This is a genomic window from Polaribacter sp. Hel1_85, from assembly GCF_000766795.1.
Lineage (GTDB): Bacteria > Bacteroidota > Bacteroidia > Flavobacteriales > Flavobacteriaceae > Polaribacter.
Genome location: NZ_JPDS01000002.1, coordinates 199,596 through 217,780 on the forward strand (window position 1 = coordinate 199,596; position 18,185 = coordinate 217,780).

At 28.7% G+C, this 18,185-nt stretch carries 15 protein-coding genes; 9 read left to right on the forward strand and 6 right to left on the reverse strand.

Translation table 11 applies throughout. From position 1 onward, the window contains the following. The first annotated feature begins 66 nt into the window (after nucleotides 1-66). The 7 genes from PHEL85_RS08100 to PHEL85_RS08130 all read left to right on the forward strand — a co-directional run bounded on the left by PHEL85_RS08100 (nucleotide 67) and on the right by PHEL85_RS08130 (nucleotide 11,538). On the forward strand, nucleotides 67-1,932 hold the full coding sequence (locus PHEL85_RS08100; RefSeq protein ID WP_081965099.1) for a 7TM diverse intracellular signaling domain-containing protein: 1,866 nt from the start codon (nucleotides 67-69) through the stop codon (nucleotides 1,930-1,932). After that, on the forward strand, nucleotides 1,932-2,582 hold the full coding sequence (locus PHEL85_RS08105) for a response regulator (protein WP_036823727.1): 651 nt from the start codon (nucleotides 1,932-1,934) through the stop codon (nucleotides 2,580-2,582). Before PHEL85_RS08100 ends, PHEL85_RS08105 begins: the two co-directional genes overlap by 1 nt. A 204-nt stretch (nucleotides 2,583-2,786) precedes the next feature. After that, nucleotides 2,787-3,332, forward strand: a complete 546-nt coding sequence (locus PHEL85_RS08110) for a hypothetical protein (protein ID WP_036823729.1) — start codon at nucleotides 2,787-2,789, stop codon at nucleotides 3,330-3,332. Nucleotides 3,333-3,407: 75 nt separating this feature from the next. Next, on the forward strand, nucleotides 3,408-6,224 hold the full coding sequence (locus tag PHEL85_RS17335; RefSeq protein ID WP_052108506.1) for an ELWxxDGT repeat protein: 2,817 nt from the start codon (nucleotides 3,408-3,410) through the stop codon (nucleotides 6,222-6,224). Nucleotides 6,225-6,367: 143 nt separating this feature from the next. Further along, the gene (locus PHEL85_RS08120; protein WP_036823731.1) at nucleotides 6,368-8,854 is read left to right on the forward strand and encodes a zinc-dependent metalloprotease; all 2,487 of its coding nucleotides are present in this window, start codon (nucleotides 6,368-6,370) and stop codon (nucleotides 8,852-8,854) included. Nucleotides 8,855-8,936: 82 nt separating this feature from the next. Then, complete coding sequence (locus PHEL85_RS08125) at nucleotides 8,937-10,520, forward strand: carboxypeptidase-like regulatory domain-containing protein (RefSeq protein ID WP_036823733.1); 1,584 nt, start codon at nucleotides 8,937-8,939, stop codon at nucleotides 10,518-10,520. A gap of 64 nt (nucleotides 10,521-10,584) precedes the next feature. Then, the gene (locus PHEL85_RS08130) at nucleotides 10,585-11,538 is read left to right on the forward strand and encodes a tRNA dihydrouridine synthase (RefSeq protein ID WP_036823735.1); all 954 of its coding nucleotides are present in this window, start codon (nucleotides 10,585-10,587) and stop codon (nucleotides 11,536-11,538) included. Nucleotide 11,539: 1 nt separating this feature from the next. Here the strand turns inward: PHEL85_RS08130 and PHEL85_RS08135 are convergent, their stop codons facing one another. Further along, the gene (locus PHEL85_RS08135) at nucleotides 11,540-12,517 is read right to left on the reverse strand and encodes an endonuclease/exonuclease/phosphatase family protein (protein ID WP_036823737.1); all 978 of its coding nucleotides are present in this window, start codon (nucleotides 12,515-12,517) and stop codon (nucleotides 11,540-11,542) included. Then, on the reverse strand, nucleotides 12,514-14,142 hold the full coding sequence (locus tag PHEL85_RS08140) for a mechanosensitive ion channel family protein (RefSeq protein ID WP_081965101.1): 1,629 nt from the start codon (nucleotides 14,140-14,142) through the stop codon (nucleotides 12,514-12,516). Before PHEL85_RS08140 ends, PHEL85_RS08135 begins: the two co-directional genes overlap by 4 nt. Before the next feature lie 100 nt (nucleotides 14,143-14,242). Between PHEL85_RS08140 and PHEL85_RS08145 the strand changes: the two genes are divergently transcribed. Both PHEL85_RS08145 and PHEL85_RS08150 read left to right on the forward strand, forming a co-directional pair. Then, nucleotides 14,243-14,644: a Spy/CpxP family protein refolding chaperone gene (locus tag PHEL85_RS08145; protein ID WP_036823743.1), complete on the forward strand. Its 402-nt coding sequence runs from the start codon at nucleotides 14,243-14,245 to the stop codon at nucleotides 14,642-14,644. Nucleotides 14,645-14,832: 188 nt separating this feature from the next. Further along, a complete protein-coding gene (locus PHEL85_RS08150; protein ID WP_036823751.1) occupies nucleotides 14,833-15,309 on the forward strand; it encodes a hypothetical protein in 477 nt (158 codons plus the stop codon). A gap of 158 nt (nucleotides 15,310-15,467) precedes the next feature. Here PHEL85_RS08150 and PHEL85_RS08155 read toward each other — a convergent pair whose 3' ends face one another. From PHEL85_RS08155 to PHEL85_RS08170, 4 genes are all read right to left on the reverse strand, one after another. Then, nucleotides 15,468-15,983 (reverse strand): gamma carbonic anhydrase family protein, encoded by a 516-nt coding sequence (locus PHEL85_RS08155; protein ID WP_036823753.1) that lies wholly within the window; start codon nucleotides 15,981-15,983, stop codon nucleotides 15,468-15,470. 143 nt (nucleotides 15,984-16,126) lie between these two features. Next, nucleotides 16,127-17,080, reverse strand: a complete 954-nt coding sequence (locus PHEL85_RS08160; RefSeq protein ID WP_036823755.1) for a carbon-nitrogen hydrolase family protein — start codon at nucleotides 17,078-17,080, stop codon at nucleotides 16,127-16,129. A gap of 9 nt (nucleotides 17,081-17,089) precedes the next feature. Beyond that, on the reverse strand, nucleotides 17,090-17,371 hold the full coding sequence (locus PHEL85_RS08165; RefSeq protein ID WP_036823756.1) for a hypothetical protein: 282 nt from the start codon (nucleotides 17,369-17,371) through the stop codon (nucleotides 17,090-17,092). A 3-nt stretch (nucleotides 17,372-17,374) separates the two neighbouring features. Beyond that, a complete protein-coding gene (locus PHEL85_RS08170) occupies nucleotides 17,375-18,166 on the reverse strand; it encodes a DUF2797 domain-containing protein (protein ID WP_036826051.1) in 792 nt (263 codons plus the stop codon). Nucleotides 18,167-18,185 lie beyond the last annotated feature (19 nt).

Genomic DNA, 18,185 nt, shown 5'->3' on the forward strand with positions numbered 1-18,185 from the left:
AAGGAATTATCACCAAAAAAGTATTTATTCAATAAATAACAAAAAATCTTTTTTTAACTTTAGCAAATGAAATTTTGCTTGCAGTTATTCTTTTTGCTCCTTTTTGTAAGTGTTTCTTATAGTCAACAAAATGAGATTTATTATAATGAGATAGATTCAGAAAAACTAAAAATAGAGAAGCAATACGTTTTTAGTGAAAAAGAATTTAAATCTGATATTAATTTTGTTTTAAAAAATGATGCTATTTTTACATATCTTAATAAAGCATTTGTAAATCAAGGTATTTATAATAAACGTCATTGGATTAAAATACCGCTTTTTAACAATTCGAATAATACAGAATTTGTCTATGAGTTCAATCAAACAAACATCGATTCTCTTACTCTTTATTTAGTTAAAAATAATATTGTTACAAAGGCTTTTAAGCCAAAAGGATTGCACTTCTCTCAAAATAACAAATCTTCTTTTTTACAAAATAGATATGCTTATGTATATGATTTAAATATTGCTAAAAAAGATTCTCTTTTTTTATATGTAAAAGCCAATGTTAATGATGATTCTTTTAAAGTTGTAAATGTTCTATGGAGTAAAGAAAAATACACGGAAAGAGAAAAAGACATTAAAATAAGATCTACTTATTTAATTGTTTTTTTAGGTTTTGTTTTCTTAATTATACTGCTTTCTTTAGCTATGTATTTTTTTACAAAACAAAACTTGTACGTGTATTATATTGGTTTTTTAACTGTAGTTTTCCTTCAGATTTTAGGAGTTCGTTATTTTATTTCACCCTTAATTATTGAAAAATACTTATTCTTTGGTAATAATTTTGAAGAAATGTTAGGGCTTTTAGTTATCTTTTTTGTGATGCATTACACCGATAGTTTTTTATCTTTAAAAGACTATTACCCAAAAGTTTCTAAGATAACAAAATATGCTGCAAATTTTGCAGGAGCATTATTTATTGCAGCATTATTTTTAAGACAATATGAATGGTTTTTCGGGTTTTCTTATATTTTTTCTAAAGTGTTTCTATTAATAATAAGTGTAACTCTTTATGTTTTTGCTTTTAAATTAGCTCTTAAAAAAAACTTGATGGGTTATTATTTTTTAATTGCATACGGGCCTCTAATGATATTTATGGGGCATTTTATACTCACAGCAATGAAACTCACAAATTCTTATAATCCTTTAGAATGGGAGTTTGTAATTTTTATAGAAATTCTTGTTTTAACAATAGCCATGGCACATCGATACTATTTAATGATGAAACAAAATATTGATTATCAAAAAGCCATTATAAAAGAACAAGAAAGAGGTTTACAAGCAATGATTGAAGCCCAAGAAAATGAAAGAGGTAGAATAGCAAGAGAATTACACGATGGTGTTGTACAACAAATTGGTAGTGTTATTTTAAAATCGAGAAATATACTTTCTAAAATGAATCTTCTACATACTAAAGATTCTCAAGAACTCTTAGACAGTTTAGAAAATTCTAATAAAGATTTAAGAACTATATCTCATCAAATGATGCCAAGAGCATTAAAAGAATTAGGAATTACATCAGCATTAAATGATTTATTAGAAAACAGTTTATCCTACAAAAATATCACATTTACTTTTGAGCATTTTAATATTAAAGAAAGATTACCTAAAAAAATTGAAATCACTATTTATAGAATTGTTCAAGAACTACTTAATAATATTATAAAACATAGTAAAGCAACGGAAGTGAGTTTGCAATTATATAATGCTAACAATGTTATTATATTAATTGTAGAAGATAATGGTATTGGTTTTACATCAGAAAATAATAAAAAAGGAATTGGATTATTAAACATTACAAGTAGACTAGATATGGTTAATGGAAATGTAAATTTTGAACCAAGCCCTAAAAGTGGTACTTTAGTCACTATAAAAATTCCATTACAATAATGCCTATAAAAATTTTAATAGCAGATGATCATCCTTTAATTGCAGAAGGAATTAAAAATACCTTTGACAATCAAACAGATTATCAAGTGGTAGCTGTTGTAAATAATGGTAAAGAAGCCTTAGAATTTATTGAGCAACATATAGTAGACATAGCACTGTTAGATATTAATATGCCTATAATAGATGGTATAGAATGTGCTAAAAAAATAACATCAGAATTTAAAGATGTAAAGGTTGCTATGTTATCTATGTTTCAAGAATCTTCAATTATTAAAAGTTTAATTGATATTGGTGTAAAAGGATATATGTTAAAAACAATACCAAGTGATGAACTTTTATTGGCTATTAAAAATATTTACAATGGTAAAGAATATTTTAATGCAGATGTAACTAAAGCACTACTTTCAGGTGATTCTGCATCATTTCATCAATACCAAAAAAAATCACCCCTTTTAGAGGAACTAACATCTAGAGAAAAAGAAATTATTAAATCTATTTCTCAAGGAAACACCAATACTCAAATTGGTGAAAAATTATTTATCAGCCCAAGAACTGTAGATACTCATAGAACAAATATTATGCGTAAACTAGATGTTCATAATGTGGCATCTTTAATCCGATTTGCCTTCCAAAACGGACTTACATCCTAAAACTACGGTAAACACCTTAGTCTTTTACGTACATCACTCTATTTTACAACACAACACTTCATTTTACTTTTGAAGTGTTAATTCATTGCATCCTAAATATTTAAAAACATTTAACGGAACAGTATCCATCTCACATTCCTTTTAGGATGAATTAACAATAGAGAAATGGATGCTGTTTTTATACTTAATTAAAAACCACAAATCATGAAAAAAAGAATCTTAGTAATGTTATTATTAGCACCAATGCTACTATTAGCGCAAGTAAAAGGAAAGAAATCTAAAAAATCATTTACAACATCTAACGGTACAGAATTTAATGTTGGTGATATTGTAAAATTAGAAAAAGCAAGTAATGGAAATAAGTTTGCTTATGCCTATGTAAGTAAATCTATGTTATCAATAAAAAACATCACAAAAGCTGTAAAATCTGTTAGAGATGTCAAAAACATGAATGTATCTAGTGTTCAAAACATTTCGAACACCTTAGATCAAGTAAATAATTTAGCAAGTAGCGAATTAGTTTCAGGAGCAATGGCACAACTTATGGGACAAGCTGTAAGTGAAAGTTATGTGTCTGAAAATGCATTAGACACATCTGTTAGTGGAAAAAAATATAAAATAAAAAGTTTTAAAGTTTTTACAGATAAAGGTTCTGGAGAATCTATTGTACATGCAATAGCAAAAGGTAATGGAAAAACAGTAGCTATTTTATTAGAATTTGCAGAAAAAGCGGGAGAAATTGCTAAATAAAATCTCTTGATTTGGTTTTGGAGTTTAAAAACTTCAGAATCAAATCTTTTTTTTAAAACCTAAAACCAAATCATCATGAAAAAACTATTACTTTTATTTTTTACGATTACAACTCTTAGCGCTTTTACACAAGCAACTTTAGTAAAAGACATTAATCTAGGAAACTCATCTAGTAACCCTTCTAACAAAATTGAATTTAATGGGTTTGTATATTTTGTTGCAAATGATGGAATAAATGGAAATGAATTATGGAGAACTGATGGTACAGAATCAGGAACTATAATATTTAAGGAATTTATTTCAGGTTCAGAAAGTGGAATGATAGCTTTAACCCCACATGTTTCTAACAACAATATGTATTTTTTTGCTGCTGATGGTACAAATTATTTTCTTTGGAAAACTGATGGTACAATTACAGGAACAGAAAAGATAAAACAGTTTGCATCAATCCAAGCATTTCATGAAACTATAAATAACGAGTTAATTTTTACAGCTGAAAATCAACTTTGGAAAACTGATGGAACTGATGGAGGTACAATAAAGTTGAAAGATTTTTCAATTTTTGGAGGTACAAGATTTGTAAAATCTGGAAATGAAATTTTCTTTTCTGCTAAAGAAAGTAACACTTTTGGAAATGAACTATGGAAAACAGACGGAACCGTAGCAGGAACTGTAATGGTTAAAGATATTTATACGGGTTCAAATAAAAACTCTTATCCTAATAATTTTGCTGCTTTAAATGGAATCGTTTTTTTCTCTGCAAGTAATGGAACTTCTGGCTACGAATTATGGAAAACAGATGGTACAGAAGCTGGAACTGAAATGGTTAAAGACATTACAACAGGTTCTAGTAGTTCTAATCCTACACACCTAACTGCATATAATAATGAGCTTTTTTTTACCATTGCAAATGTTTTATGGAAATCTGATGGTACAGATACAGGTACCGTTTTAATTAAAGATTTAGAAACCTATATAACAGGTATTGTCGCATTTAATAATAAACTATTTGTATTTAATGGTAGTAAAAGTTTTTGGGAAACAGATGGTACAGAGGCAGGAACCATAAAAATTGAAGTACCAGTAAGTCAGTTTTATTGGGTTGATGGAGCGGTAAAGGTTGTTGGTAATAAGTTATATTTTCAAGCTTCTGATGACTTTGGATATGAATTATGGGTTTCTGATGGCACAGCAAACGGAACTCAATTGGTAAAAGATATACACCCATCTTTTGATGATAATAATATTGGAGATATTGTAGAATTAAACGGAAAAGCAATTTTTTCGGCTTCAAATGGAAATTGGCTAGGTAAAGAAATCTATATTTCAGACGGAACAGAAGCTGGTACCACTCTGTTAAAGGATATTAATAAAGAAGAAAATAATTCATCATCACCAAGTAATTTATTTTTATATAATGATCATGTATATTTTTCTGCAGACAATGGAGAAAATGGAAAAGAATTGTGGGTTACAACTGGAAGCACAACATATATGCTAAAAGATATTAATGCTGGTAATAACCATAGTAATCCATCAAATTTTATAGAGTTAAATGGAATTATTTATTTTAAAGCAACTTCAAAAGAAAAAGGAACAGAGCTTTGGAAAACAGATGGAACAGCAACAGGAACGGTTTTAGTAAAAGATATAAACCCAAATACAGATAATGGACTTAATCTTGGGAATATTGTTGTTTTAAATAGCAAGTTATATTTTTTTGCAAATGATGGTACAAATGGTTTTGAATTATGGGAAAGTGATGGCACAGAAACAGGTACTGTTAATATAAAAGATATTAATCCAGGAACTGGAAATAGTTATAGAAGTGGAGAAATAATGGTATATAATAATAAACTATTTTTTAATGCAAATGATGGTTCTAATGACTTTGAATTGTGGAGTTCAGACGGTACAGAATCTGGAACATCATTATTTAATAATATTAATTCTAGTTCGAGTTCTAGTCCAGACAAATTTATACTGTTTAATAGCGAAATGTATTTTAAAGCAAATGGTACTTCTGGTAGTGGTTTATATAGAACAGATGGTACAAATACTAATTTAGTAACAGATAAAGGATATAGTAATGCTACAGTTTCTGGATCTAATTTATTCTTTATTTCAACTTATTCTAATGGTGGAGAGTTATGGAGAACAGATGGTACATCTACGGTACAAGTAAAAGATATTAACCCAGGAAGTGGAGGTTCTAATGGTAGTTTTCCTAGTTTATTAACAAATCATAATGGAATGTTATATTTTTACGCAAATGGCGGAAGTACTGGTGGAGAACTTTGGAAATCAGATGGTACAGAAGCTGGTACAGTAATGGTAAAAGATATTTATAATGGAGTAAGTAGTAGTAACATTTCGGGATTAGAAAGCTTTGGTAACCACATTTTGTTTGGAGCTAGAGATGTAGTTGGCAGTAATGTAGAATTATGGAAATCAGATGGTACAGAAGCTGGTACTGTTTTATTACAAGATATCAACCCAACAACAGATAACAATGGTAGTAAAGGGAGTTATCCTAAAGACTTTTTTATAGCTAATAATAAAATGTTTTTTTCAGCATATGATGGAACAACTGGTTATGAATTATGGAAACTAGAACAAAGTGCTTTGTCAGTAGAAAAAGAAAAAATAGATGAACTATCCAAAGTTTTTATTTACCCAAATCCAACTTCAGACATTCTAAACTTTAAAATAGAAAACAAACAAATCGAATCAATAAAACTATTTTCATTAATTGGTAAAGAAGTAATGAGTTTTTCTAAGAAAAATAAAACATTAGAAAGCATTAACATTTCTCAACTACCAAAAGGTTTGTATATGCTTCAATTAAAAACAGCTAAAAATACTTTTATTAAGAAAATTATAAAACAGTAGAAGAAAAAGTATTTTTAAACAAAAGCATCCTAAATTTAGGATGCTTTTTTTGTTAAAACTCATATTTCTCTTTAACGTTTCTTTAAGAAATCAACATGTTTGCTTTCCTTAATTTCGAATATAATTCAAATCAAACATTTATGATGACAAAAAAAATACTGACTAGACTACTTTTAGTAGCTTTTGTTTTTGGTTTTTCTACTGAAATTGACGCTCAATTTTGGAAAAAAAAGCAAAAAGAAGCTCCTAAAACAACAAAAAAACCTAAACCTAAAAAAGGTGATATTCAGCCTTATGGTAAAGTGGTAACAAAAGATCATAAAACAGACGAAGGTTTATTTAAAGTTCATACAAAAGATGATACATATCTTTTTGAAATTCCAGATTCTCTTTTAAAAAGAGAAATGCTAATGGTTACAAGAATTGCTAAAACTGCAAATGGAATTGGTTTTGGTGGTGGAAAAACCAATACACAAGTATTACGTTGGGAAAGAAAGAATAAGCAAATTCTTTTAAGAATAGTTTCTTATGATGTTGTTGCTGATACAATTTTACCTGTGCATGAAGCTGTTGTAAATTCTAATTTAGAGCCAATTTTATTCTCTTTTCCTATAAAAGCAATCAGTAAAGATTCTACGGCAACTGTAATTGATGCTACTTCATTATTTTCTACAGATGTAAAACCTTTAGGTTTTCCTAGTTTTTATAGAAAAAGATATGCTGTAACAAGAATGGATAAAACACGTTCTTATATAGACAGAATTAGCAGTTACCCACAAAATATAGAAATTAGACACGTAAAAACTTATGCTGCAAATAAAGCTCCTTCAAATAAAGCTTTAGGTTCTATTACTTTAGAGATGAGTAATTCTATGGTTTTACTACCTAAAGTGCCAATGAAACGACGTTATTTTGATGAACGTATTGGTTGGTTTGCAAGAGGTCAAACAGATTATGGTTTAGAAGATCAAAAAAGTAAAACTGTTACTTATTTAGATAGATATCGTTTAGAAGTTAAAGATGAAGACGTCGAAAAATTTAAAAGAGGAGAATTAGTAGAGCCTAAAAAACAAATTGTTTATTATGTAGATAGAGCTACTCCAGAAGAGTGGGTTCCTTACATTATACAAGGAGTTAATGATTGGCAAGTTGCTTTTGAAGCTGCTGGTTTTAAAAATGCAATTATTGCTAAAAGGGCTCCAACTAAAGAAGAAGATCCAGATTATAGTCCAGAAGACATTCGTTATTCTGTAATTCGTTATTTAGCGTCTCCAATTCCAAATGCAAATGGACCTCATGTTAGTGATCCACGTTCTGGAGAAATTTTAGAGTCTGATATTAACTGGTATCACAATGTAATGTCTTTGTTACATAATTGGTTCTTTATTCAAACTGCAGCAATAAATCCTGATGCAAGAGGAAATAATTTTAAGACAGAAACAATGGGAGAATTAATCAAATTTGTTTCTTCTCATGAATTAGGACATACTTTAGGATTACCTCATAATATGGGAAGTTCTACTGCGTATCCTGTTGATTCTTTACGTTCTGCATCTTTTACAAAAAAATATGGAACAGCTCCATCAATTATGGATTATGCACGTTTTAACTATGTTGCGCAACCAGAAGATAAAGGGGTTGCATTAATGCCAAATATTGGTGTGTATGATAAATATGCAATTGCTTGGGGTTATAGACCAATTTTAGACAAAACTGCAAAAGAAGAAAAACCAATTTTAGATTCTTGGATTTTAAAACATGCAGGTGACCCAATGTATCGATTTGGACATCAACAAGCAGGTGGCGTTGTAGACCCAAGTTCTCAAACAGAAGATTTAGGTGATAATGCAATGAAAGCTTCTACTTACGGAATTAAAAACTTACAAAGAATTTTACCTCGCTTAGAAGAATGGACATATGAAAAAGGTGAAAATTATGAGAACTTATCTACTATGTATGGACAAGTTTTAAGTCAATTTAATAGATATATGGGCCATGTAACTTCTAATGTTGGTGGTGTTTATGAAAACTTTAAAACTACAGACCAAGAAGGTGCAGTTTATACACATGTTGATAAAGCAACTCAAAAAGAAGCCTTAAAATTTGTGGTTGATGAATTATTTAAAACTCCAACTTGGATGTTAGACAAAAACATCTTTAGTAAAACAGAGTTTTCTGGTTCTCTAGAAAGAGTTCGTGGCTTACAAGCAAGAACCCTAAATAATATGTTAGATCCAGGTAGAATGGCTCGTATGATTGAAAACGAAACTACTAACGGATCTGATGCTTACTCTCTAGTTAGTATGATGAGTGATCTAAGAAAAGGTGTTTGGAGTGAAATTTACTCAGGAAAATCTATTGATACGTATCGAAGAAACTTACAAAGAGTTTATTTAGATAGATTGGATTATTTATTAAATAAAGCCAAAGATCAAAGAGGTGCAAATAGAGGATACTTTAAACAAAGTGGAATTACAGTAAATCAATCTGATGTAAAATCTGTTGCAAGAGGCGAATTAAAACGTTTACAACGTGATGCAAAAGCTGCGTCTAATAGGGGGAACACATTAACAAGATATCATTTACAAGATGTTGTAGATAGAATTGATACAATTTTAGATCCTAAATAATTATTTTTTATAATTTATATTTTAAAAACCACGTCTATAATTGGCGTGGTTTTTGCTATTAAAAATCTATTAACCTACTATCTTGAAAAAAACATTCTACATTTTATTTTTTATTAATCTTATAAGCATCACTGCTTTTTCTCAAAAAAAAATTTCTTGTAAAGTACTCAATGCTTCTACCAAAAAACCTGTTACATATGCTACTGTTATGCTTAAAAAAATAAACAGAGGCACGCATGCAGACCTTAATGGAAAATTTGAAATCCCAATAAAATATAAAAATACAGGTACAATTAGAATATCTTCTATTGGTTATATAACCAAAGAAGTAAAACTATCTCAACTAAAAAACAACGGTGTAAACATTATTAATTTATCAACTGCAAACAACAAGTTAGATGAAGTGATTGTTAAAACATCAAGAAAGAAAAAAAGGAAATTACTAGGCATACAAATTGTTAAAAGAGCAATTAAAAACATAATGGATAATTATCCAACAGAACCACATTCCTATATTGGTTATTATAGAGATTACCAGCAACCTGTTGGAGATTCTTATCAAAAAAACAGAAAATCTAAAGAAGAAATTAAATACTTAAATGTACATGAAGCAATTATAGAGTCTTTTGATAATGGCTTTGATAGCGACAAACTTAAAGATAAAAAAAATCAATCCCTTTTATATAATTACAAAACCAATACTAAATTTATTCAAGATTCCACACTTACAATCCCTTATGATAATAAAAGTAAAAAATATTCTGAAAGCGTTTATATTACACCCTTAGGAGGAAACGAATTAAATATTTTAAACCTCACAAATACTATTAGAAATTACAATAAAATGTCTTTTTCATTCAGTAATATTTTTAATAAAGATTTTGCTAGCAATCATAAATTTAAAGTAAAACGAGTTATTTTTTTAGATGCTACACCGTTATATGAAATAACTTTTTCTTCTATTCAAGATAAAACAAGTTACGAATATAATGCGTTTGGTAGCATTTACATTTCTAAACAAGATTTTGCTATTCACAAAATTAACTACAATCTATTTTATAGAAACAAGAAAAACCATCAATACTCTGTTACTGTAGAATACACACCAAAAAAAGATAAAATGTATTTAAATTATATCACTTTTAATAATTTCTTTGAAGCTAGTAATGGATATTACTTTAAAATTGATAAAACTTACTTTAATTCCAAATATAAGATTTTTAAAGTCTATTTTAGCAGGCAAGCGGCACTTGAAAGTATCGATAAAAGAAATTTTAAAATCTATTATAAAAATGAACGATTAAAGGTTACAGACGTTAGCTCTTTTGAAGGAAGCTATCGCATTTTTAATGTTTTTATTGATAAAAAATCAATTAACAAAATAGAATTTGAGAAAGAAAAAAACAATCCAAATTACAGTTCTTATTTCACATTCGAAATCACCAAAGTTAAAGATTTAGATGGTCATGAAATTGATAAAAGAGCGAGTATAAAAATAAACCAATACAGAGAATTTTTTGTTCAGGAAACCTTTGAAAATAAAATATTGCCTAATCAAAATAAATTTATAGATAAAAATGCTCCATTATCTAAAGCTAAAATAACTACTTTACAATTAGAACATGATTATTGGTTAAACACTCCTTTAAAATCTTCTAAAAATTAATTAAATCTGTTTTTTCTAATAAATGAGTTAAAATGAATTCTATATTTGCAGCTCAATACTATTTATGAGTCACACTCTTTTATCATCACCTTTACAAGGATTTACAGATTATAAATTCAGAAATGCATTCAATCATTTTTTTGGTGGAATCGATACTTTTTATGCTCCATATATTCGTTTAAATGGTAAAATGGTGATTAAAAATTCTTATCAAAGAGATCTTTTAATAGAAAATAATACTGAATTAGAAGTAATTCCTCAAATTATTACGAATGATGTTGATGAATTTTTATTCGTTTCTAAATACGTAAAAGAATTAGGTTATAAAGAACTGAATTGGAATTTAGGTTGCCCTTATCCTATGGTTACAAAAAGAGGAATGGGTTCTGGATTAATTAGTGATGCTCAAAAAATTGATAATATTCTTCATAAAGTTCATAATGAATCTGATATTTTAGTTTCTATGAAAATGAGAATGGGGTATGAAAATCCTGAAGAAATCTTGGACACTTTACCTATTCTAGATAAATACCCTCTTAAAAATATTGCAATTCATGCAAGAATTGGAAAACAATTATATAAAGGAGGAACCAATTTAGATGCATTTCAAAAATGTTTAGATAACAGCAAACATAAAATGTATTACAATGGCGATATTACTTCTGTAGCAACATTTAAGAAGTTACAAGAACGTTTTACAACCATAGATCATTGGATGATTGGTAGAGGCTTAATTGCAGATCCTTTTTTTCCAAGTATGATTAAGAATGAAACAACTGAATATCCAAAAAATAGATTTGATATTTTTAGTGAGTTCCACGATCGAATCTTCGAAGAATATGACGCTGCTCTTTCTGGGCCAACTCCTATTAAAATGAAAATGCTTGGTTTTTGGGAATACTTTGCTCAAAGCTTTGCAAATCCACAGAAAACTTACAAAAAGATTAAAAAAGCAAGTAATGCTAAAAATTATGCCATTGCAGTTAGAGAAATTATTAAAGAAGCAAAAAATGGTTAGTTTACTTTAGCTTAAACCTCATTTCTACTGGTAGATGATCTGAAGCTTCACCAAACTTTGTCAATACTTTTCCTGAAATATATTCTATAGAATTACTGGTGTAAAAAATGTAATCTATTCGTTTATACGGATTTTTAGAATCAAATGTATTTGCAATATTTTCTTCTTTAAAAGCTGCATTACCAACATTTTCCATTAAAAACATTTTTTGAATAATTGCATCTTTGTCCCTTGCCTTTGAATTAAAATCGCCCAATAAAATTGTAGGATACATATCTTTGTATTTATTAAAAATAGCTACAACTTCTTTAAATTGATTTACTCTTGTTGGCTTATCAAAAGCTTCTAAATGTACATTTATCAACACAACTTCTCGTTCATTTAAAACTACTTTTACAATTTGCGCTAATCGTTCTATATATAATGCGTCTCTATAAAAAGGAGCATCTGGCACTCTTTCTAAAACTATTCTTTCATGATTTTTTAAAGGGTATTTACTAATTATTGATTGTCCTGAAACAACTTTTCCAAAATGCATTGTTGGTGGCCAATAAGGAAAAGGGACATAAGTTTCATCCCAGTTTACAGCTTTTGCTACATAATTAAAACCCAATTTTGCTATTTCATTTTGCTGATTCACATTAAAAGAACGAGAAGCCTTATAATCTATTTCTTGAAATGCAATAATATCTGGGTTTACAGTTTTTGTTTCTGCTAAAACTTTCTGTAAATTGGTATCAAATAGTTCTTTTGGCTTTGCTATTGGAAGATTATTTGTCATCCCACTTAAATAACCAATATTATAGGTTACAATACTAAAAATTGAATCATTATCAATTGTATTTTTATAATTATTAGTAATCAATTTTGAATATTCATTATCTTCTAAAGTTGAAGAAGAAGCCCAAAAAAAGAAAATTACTGCTGCAATTATCAACAATATGAAAAAATTAAAAACACCTTTTAAGATTCTTTTCATTCTTTGTCTTTTAGATTTTCATTATTAAAATCATTTAAAATCTTTGTTATAACAGCATCAGTTCTTTCTTTACTAATGTCATATTTTAAATCTAAGCCTTTCTTTTCTGGGAACTGCTCAATAGTAACTGTTGTTGATGGAAAAGCAAAATCTACACCTAATTCTTTCGCTAGTTTTACAATAGCCATGTGTAATCTATGTTTAGAAGATTGCTCAATGCCCCAAGCTAAACTTTTAAAATATACATTTACCATAATTAATAAAGCAGAATCTCCAAAACCTGTAAACTCCACATTATATGAATCAGAACGTGTTTCTGGATGTGCAATAATAATCTCTCTTAATCCTTTTACAAAAGCTTCAATCAATTCTGGAGGTGTGTCATAACGTAAACCTAAGTTTGTATTATATCTTCTAAACAAACGTAAACCCTTGTTATTAATAACCAATTCTGATAGTTTACTATTTGGTATTTGATATACTGATGTATCAGCAGCTCTTACTTGCGTTGACCTAAAACCTACTTTTTCTACTGTACCAACAACTTCTCCTGCTTCTATCCAATCTTCTATATGAAATGGTTTATCTAGAAAAATCATGATGGTTCCTATCAAGTTTTTCACAGTATCTTGAGAAGCTAAAGCAAATGCCAAACCTCCAATTGTTGCTCCTGCCAATAATGTTGTTGTATTAACACCAAAAAGAGTTAGCAATTTAAAAAGACCTATAACAATAACTAAACCTGTAAAAAAACTGTGTAAAATTGGTACTAATTGATCATCTAATCTACCGTGAGTTCTTTCTGTAAACTCTGCATAAATTCGCATTACAACTTGCACCAACTTTAAGAAAACATAAATCCAAAAAACTGTTTCTGCTATATTTAATATTAAAAACACCCAAGTATTTACATTTATACCAAATTGCAATGATGGAAATATTTTATCTGCAAAAGCAACACTCACTAATAAGCTTATTGGATGTGCTAATTTTTTTAGTACTTTATTTACTTCTAAGTTGGTGTTTTTTGTAATTTGATGTTGAATTCTTCTTAAAATAAAAAAGGCTATTCTTTTTACAATTAAAAAAATAAGATACCCAAAAACAACCAATAATAACAATCCTACAAATTGCCACAATTCTAAACCAAATACTTTTTTTCGTCCAGAAGCAGGAATTAAATCTTGTAATTTTTGAATGTACCAAGGAAAAACCTCTTTATATAAACTATCAATTTTAGTAACAGTTTCGGTTGAATAATACCATTTATCTCCAACTTTTTCTACATAAATCTCAGGCATTCTTTGAGGAAACAACACATATTTAAAATATGAAGAATAGCCAACTGTATCTTTAAAATTAGGGTTTGTAGGAATTTTATTCATATCTACATACAAACCTTTACCGTCTAAAACTTGTTTTATTTTAATCGCTTTTTTAATCGCTTTTTCTTCAGAAAGACCTAAAATAGTTTTTGCGGCTTTTTTTGGCTCATAAGATTCTGATTGCAAGAAATATAAATGTGTATACACTGCAGCATGAGGATTACTCATGTCTACACGAATACTATCTTGAGCAATAGTAAACATTGGTAACAATAGCACTAACCACAAAAATCTTTTCATCTTTACTTTGTTAAAATCATGTTAAACAAAAAACAAATTTAAACCTTTTCATTTTTTCAGTGTCAAAGAAGTGTAATTAAAATAATAAACAAAAAAAATAATGAAGAATATATTAACAATATTAGTTTTAGTGTTCACTTTTACATTCACTGCACAAGCTCAAAAAAAGAAAGGAAAACCTTCTGTTGAAAAGATCCTTAAAAAAATGACTAAAGACTTAAATTTAACTGAAACTCAGCAAAGTAAAATTAAACCTTTATTGGCAGAACAATTTGCAGATAGAAAGGCAATGGGTGAGAAAAGAAAAGCCGCCAAAGAATCTGGGCAAAAACCTTCTAAAGAAGAGCGCAAGCAATTGAGAAAAGATAGATTGGCTAAAGAGACTGATATGAATACAAAAATGGCAGCTATTTTAGATGCAGATCAATTGGTAAAATTTGAAACCATGGCTAAAGAAAGAAAAGAAAAAGCTAAAAATCGAATTAAAAAGAAAAAACAATAAAATATTGTAATAACTAGTTTTGGGTTGATTAGTTTATCAGAAAACTCGGTTTCTTTATTGAAACCGAGTTTTTGTTTTTTGCTTCATTTATAATTTGTTAAATACTTGTTAAACAAATTATTAAATTAAACCTTTTTAGTTTTTACAAGTCAAAGAAGTATAAACAATAACATAAAAAACATATAGATATGAAAAAATTAGTAAGCATTTTAGTATTAGTATTTGCTGTGACATTTACTACACAAGCACAAAAGAAAAGAGGAGAAAGAGATTCTAAATTAACTGCAGAACAACACACCACTTTGGTCGTTAAAAAAATGACGTTGGCTTTAGATTTATCTGATAAACAACAGAAACAAATTAAGCCCCTAATAATGGCAAAAATGGCAGAAAGGAAAGCTTCTATGGAAAAAAGAAAAGCTGCCAGAGCAGACAAAAAAAGACCTACTGCAGATGAAATGTATGCAATGCAAACGAAACGTTTAGACAGTCAGATTTTGATGAAAAAGAGAATGAAAGATATTTTAAACAAAGAGCAATTTGCGAAGTTTGAAAAAATGCAAAAAGGTAAAAAGAGAATGGCTATGAAAAAAATGAAAGGGAAAAAAGGAGCAAAAAATAATAAAGGAAAAAAAAGAGGTAATAATTCTCAACAAGGAAAGTAAACTAGTTTTGGTTGATTAGTTAGTTAAAAAACCCGATTTCTTAATTGAAATCGGGTTTTTGTTTTTTAGTTAGAATTTTGCGTTAGGGATTGAAACGGCATCCTTTTTTGAGAAACGAAAAAAAGATATAGTGAAAAGCCCGTAAAAACGCCCTAACATTACTCTTTAAACCAACTTGAATATTTTAAATAATTGTTGGCAATTCTATCTATTTCTCCAGAAATTAATTCCTGAGAAATATCTTTCACTTTTTTAGCAGGAACTCCTGCATAAATACTGCCACTTTCTACTCTTGTATTCTTGGTAACTACTGCTCCTGCTGCAATAATTGAATTAGATTCTACCACACAATCATCCATAATAATTGCTCCCATACCAACCAAAACATTATCGTGAATTGTACAACCATGTACAATTGCATTGTGCCCAATTGAAACGTTATTACCTATTGTTGTAGGCGATTTTTGATAGGTTGCATGTATAACTGCGCCATCTTGAATGTTGACTTTATTACCAATTTTTATGAAATGTACATCTCCTCTAAGTACTGCATTAAACCAAATGCTGCATTCTTTACCAAGTGAAACTTCGCCAACAATAGTGGCATTTTCTGCTACATAACAATCTTCTGGTATTTGTGGGTGTTTTCCTTGAACGGGTTTTATTACTGCCATTTTTTAAGTTCTAAATTGAAGCATAAATTTACTTAAAATATGACAATAAATTTCCTTTTTTAGAAGCGGAAACTAAAATTTATTTTTTGTTTAATTTCTTAAAAAAAATGTATTCTAAATGAAAAAATATACTTTTGAAGCTATTATTCATCGTAAGAAACAGTGCTTTGTCTTTCTCTATTTACATGTAATTTGGTTACATCTGGTCTAGAATAATGACCTACAACATCAAAATTTTGTCGTTCTTCTAAAACCCTATTAAAGTCTAAGGTTTCTATAATTAATCCTTCTTTATGCAAAACAGGTTCAACAAGCCATTCTCCATTTGGAGAAGCAATACAAGAACCTCCATTTGCTAAAACATCAGGAGCGTTTGCTACTATTTTATCTACATGAGGAACATCATCATTAAAATCTGACTTTGCCATTAAACTAGAAACTGAAATTACATAAGAACGAGATTCTCTTGCAATAAATCGTGTAATATCTTTTGTGTTATGATCGCTCCCAGGCCAAACTGCAATGTGTAAATTTTCTCCTAAACCATATAAAGCTGTTCTTGGTAAAGGCATCCAATTTTCCCAACAATTTAAGCCACCAACAGTAAATTCTTTTAATGGATGTACTTGCAAACCATTTCCATCTCCAGGAGCCCAAGTTAAACGTTCATCATACGTTGGTTGTAATTTTCTGTGAACTGATTTTATTTCTCCAACTTGATTTATATACACTAAAGATGCATAAATACTATGTCCTCCTCTATTTTGTGCACGTTCCATAATTCCTAAATAAATAGCAATATTGTGTTCTTTTGCTAATTTACAAACGGAATCTAATTCGCCTTTTTCTATTGTAATCGAATTACGAACATAATGTGCATGAAGTTCTTTCTGAATTTTAGAATCCCACTCTGCTCCATTTGTTAAAGCAATCCAGAATGGATAACCTGGTAATAATGCTTCACCAAAAACAATGAGTTCGCAATTTTCTTTTGCAGCATCTACAATTGATTTCTCAATTTTTTTGAGTGTTTTTTCTTTGTTTAACCAAACTGGAGAAATTTGTGCTAATGCTACTTTTAGAATGTTGTTTTTCATATTGTCTTTTTAATAATCTTCAGCTTTTCTCATATAAACTTCAATATTTATTCCTTCAACAATTTTTTCAATATCTATTATAGGCAATTGAAACCAATATTCTTTTTTATTTTCATCAAAATAGCTAAAAGTAAATTCGTTTTCTGTTGCGTCAAATCCACCACAATAATTTGAAGTTTGAAATTGGTCACTAATTTCAATTAAACTCCAATTTTCTAAATCAAGATTTAAAGATTTAATTTCCTGAAAAACAGAAAATAATTCAGAGTCAATATTATGTTTAATTTCCATCTTTTAAACCTCAATAGAAACCACCAAACCTTCATTGGCTCTTACATTAAAAACAGTTTCGTCTTCAAAAATTAAATATTGACCTTTTATTCCGACTAATTTACCTGTATAATTTGGCGTTTTAATCAAATTTAAACTTTTTGGTTTCTTTGGGTATTTTAGAACAGGAAAATTCAAATGTGTTTCTCCGTTATTTTCGATATAATATTCCTTAGCTTCTTCTGGTATAAACTCTTTTAATTTATCTCTCCATTCCACCAAATTTTCATCTTCAATATCATTCTTTAGCATTTTTCGCCAATTGGTTTTATCTGCAACATAACTTTTTAATGCAACTTCTGTAATTCCTGCTAAATAACGGTTAGGAACCTCAACAATTTCAATTGCTTCATGTGCTCCTTGATCTATCCAACGAGTTGGCACCTGCTGTTTTCTAGTAACTCCAACTTTTACATTGCTTGAATTTGCCAAATACACAATATGTGGTTTTAATTGTACCGATTTTTCATAGGCTAAATCTCTATCTTCAATCCCTAAATGTGCTTTACTTAACTCTGGTCTCATAATCCAATCACCAGCATTTGGAGTATCAAAAAAACAAGATTTACAAAAACCCATTCTGTAAATTTTCTTTTCTAAATGACAATTTAAACACTCGTAAGTAACAAAAGATATAGATATTTCTTTGTTTATCAACTGATTCATGTTTATGAAATCGGTTTTCATATCTAAATAATACTGAATTTCATCAGCATTTTCTGTCAGCATTTTTTTTAAAACTCCTTGGTACTTCATATAAAATATTTTACTACTT

Excerpts from the sequence above, each read along its gene's own strand:
- PHEL85_RS08170 (WP_036826051.1), bottom strand. The coding sequence starts at position 18,166 with ATGAAGTACCAAGGAGTTTTAAAAAAAATGCTGACAGAAAATGCTGAT.
- PHEL85_RS08145 (WP_036823743.1), top strand. The coding sequence starts at position 14,243 with ATGAAGAATATATTAACAATATTAGTTTTAGTGTTCACTTTTACATTC.
- PHEL85_RS08160 (WP_036823755.1), bottom strand. The coding sequence starts at position 17,080 with ATGAAAAACAACATTCTAAAAGTAGCATTAGCACAAATTTCTCCAGTT.
- PHEL85_RS08155 (WP_036823753.1), bottom strand. The coding sequence starts at position 15,983 with ATGGCAGTAATAAAACCCGTTCAAGGAAAACACCCACAAATACCAGAA.
- PHEL85_RS17335 (WP_052108506.1), top strand. The coding sequence starts at position 3,408 with ATGAAAAAACTATTACTTTTATTTTTTACGATTACAACTCTTAGCGCT.
- PHEL85_RS08100 (WP_081965099.1), top strand. The coding sequence starts at position 67 with ATGAAATTTTGCTTGCAGTTATTCTTTTTGCTCCTTTTTGTAAGTGTT.
- PHEL85_RS08135 (WP_036823737.1), bottom strand. The coding sequence starts at position 12,517 with ATGAAAAGAATCTTAAAAGGTGTTTTTAATTTTTTCATATTGTTGATA.
- PHEL85_RS08120 (WP_036823731.1), top strand. The coding sequence starts at position 6,368 with ATGACAAAAAAAATACTGACTAGACTACTTTTAGTAGCTTTTGTTTTT.
- PHEL85_RS08150 (WP_036823751.1), top strand. The coding sequence starts at position 14,833 with ATGAAAAAATTAGTAAGCATTTTAGTATTAGTATTTGCTGTGACATTT.
- PHEL85_RS08105 (WP_036823727.1), top strand. The coding sequence starts at position 1,932 with ATGCCTATAAAAATTTTAATAGCAGATGATCATCCTTTAATTGCAGAA.
- PHEL85_RS08110 (WP_036823729.1), top strand. The coding sequence starts at position 2,787 with ATGAAAAAAAGAATCTTAGTAATGTTATTATTAGCACCAATGCTACTA.
- PHEL85_RS08165 (WP_036823756.1), bottom strand. The coding sequence starts at position 17,371 with ATGGAAATTAAACATAATATTGACTCTGAATTATTTTCTGTTTTTCAG.
- PHEL85_RS08140 (WP_081965101.1), bottom strand. The coding sequence starts at position 14,142 with ATGAAAAGATTTTTGTGGTTAGTGCTATTGTTACCAATGTTTACTATT.
- PHEL85_RS08130 (WP_036823735.1), top strand. The coding sequence starts at position 10,585 with ATGAGTCACACTCTTTTATCATCACCTTTACAAGGATTTACAGATTAT.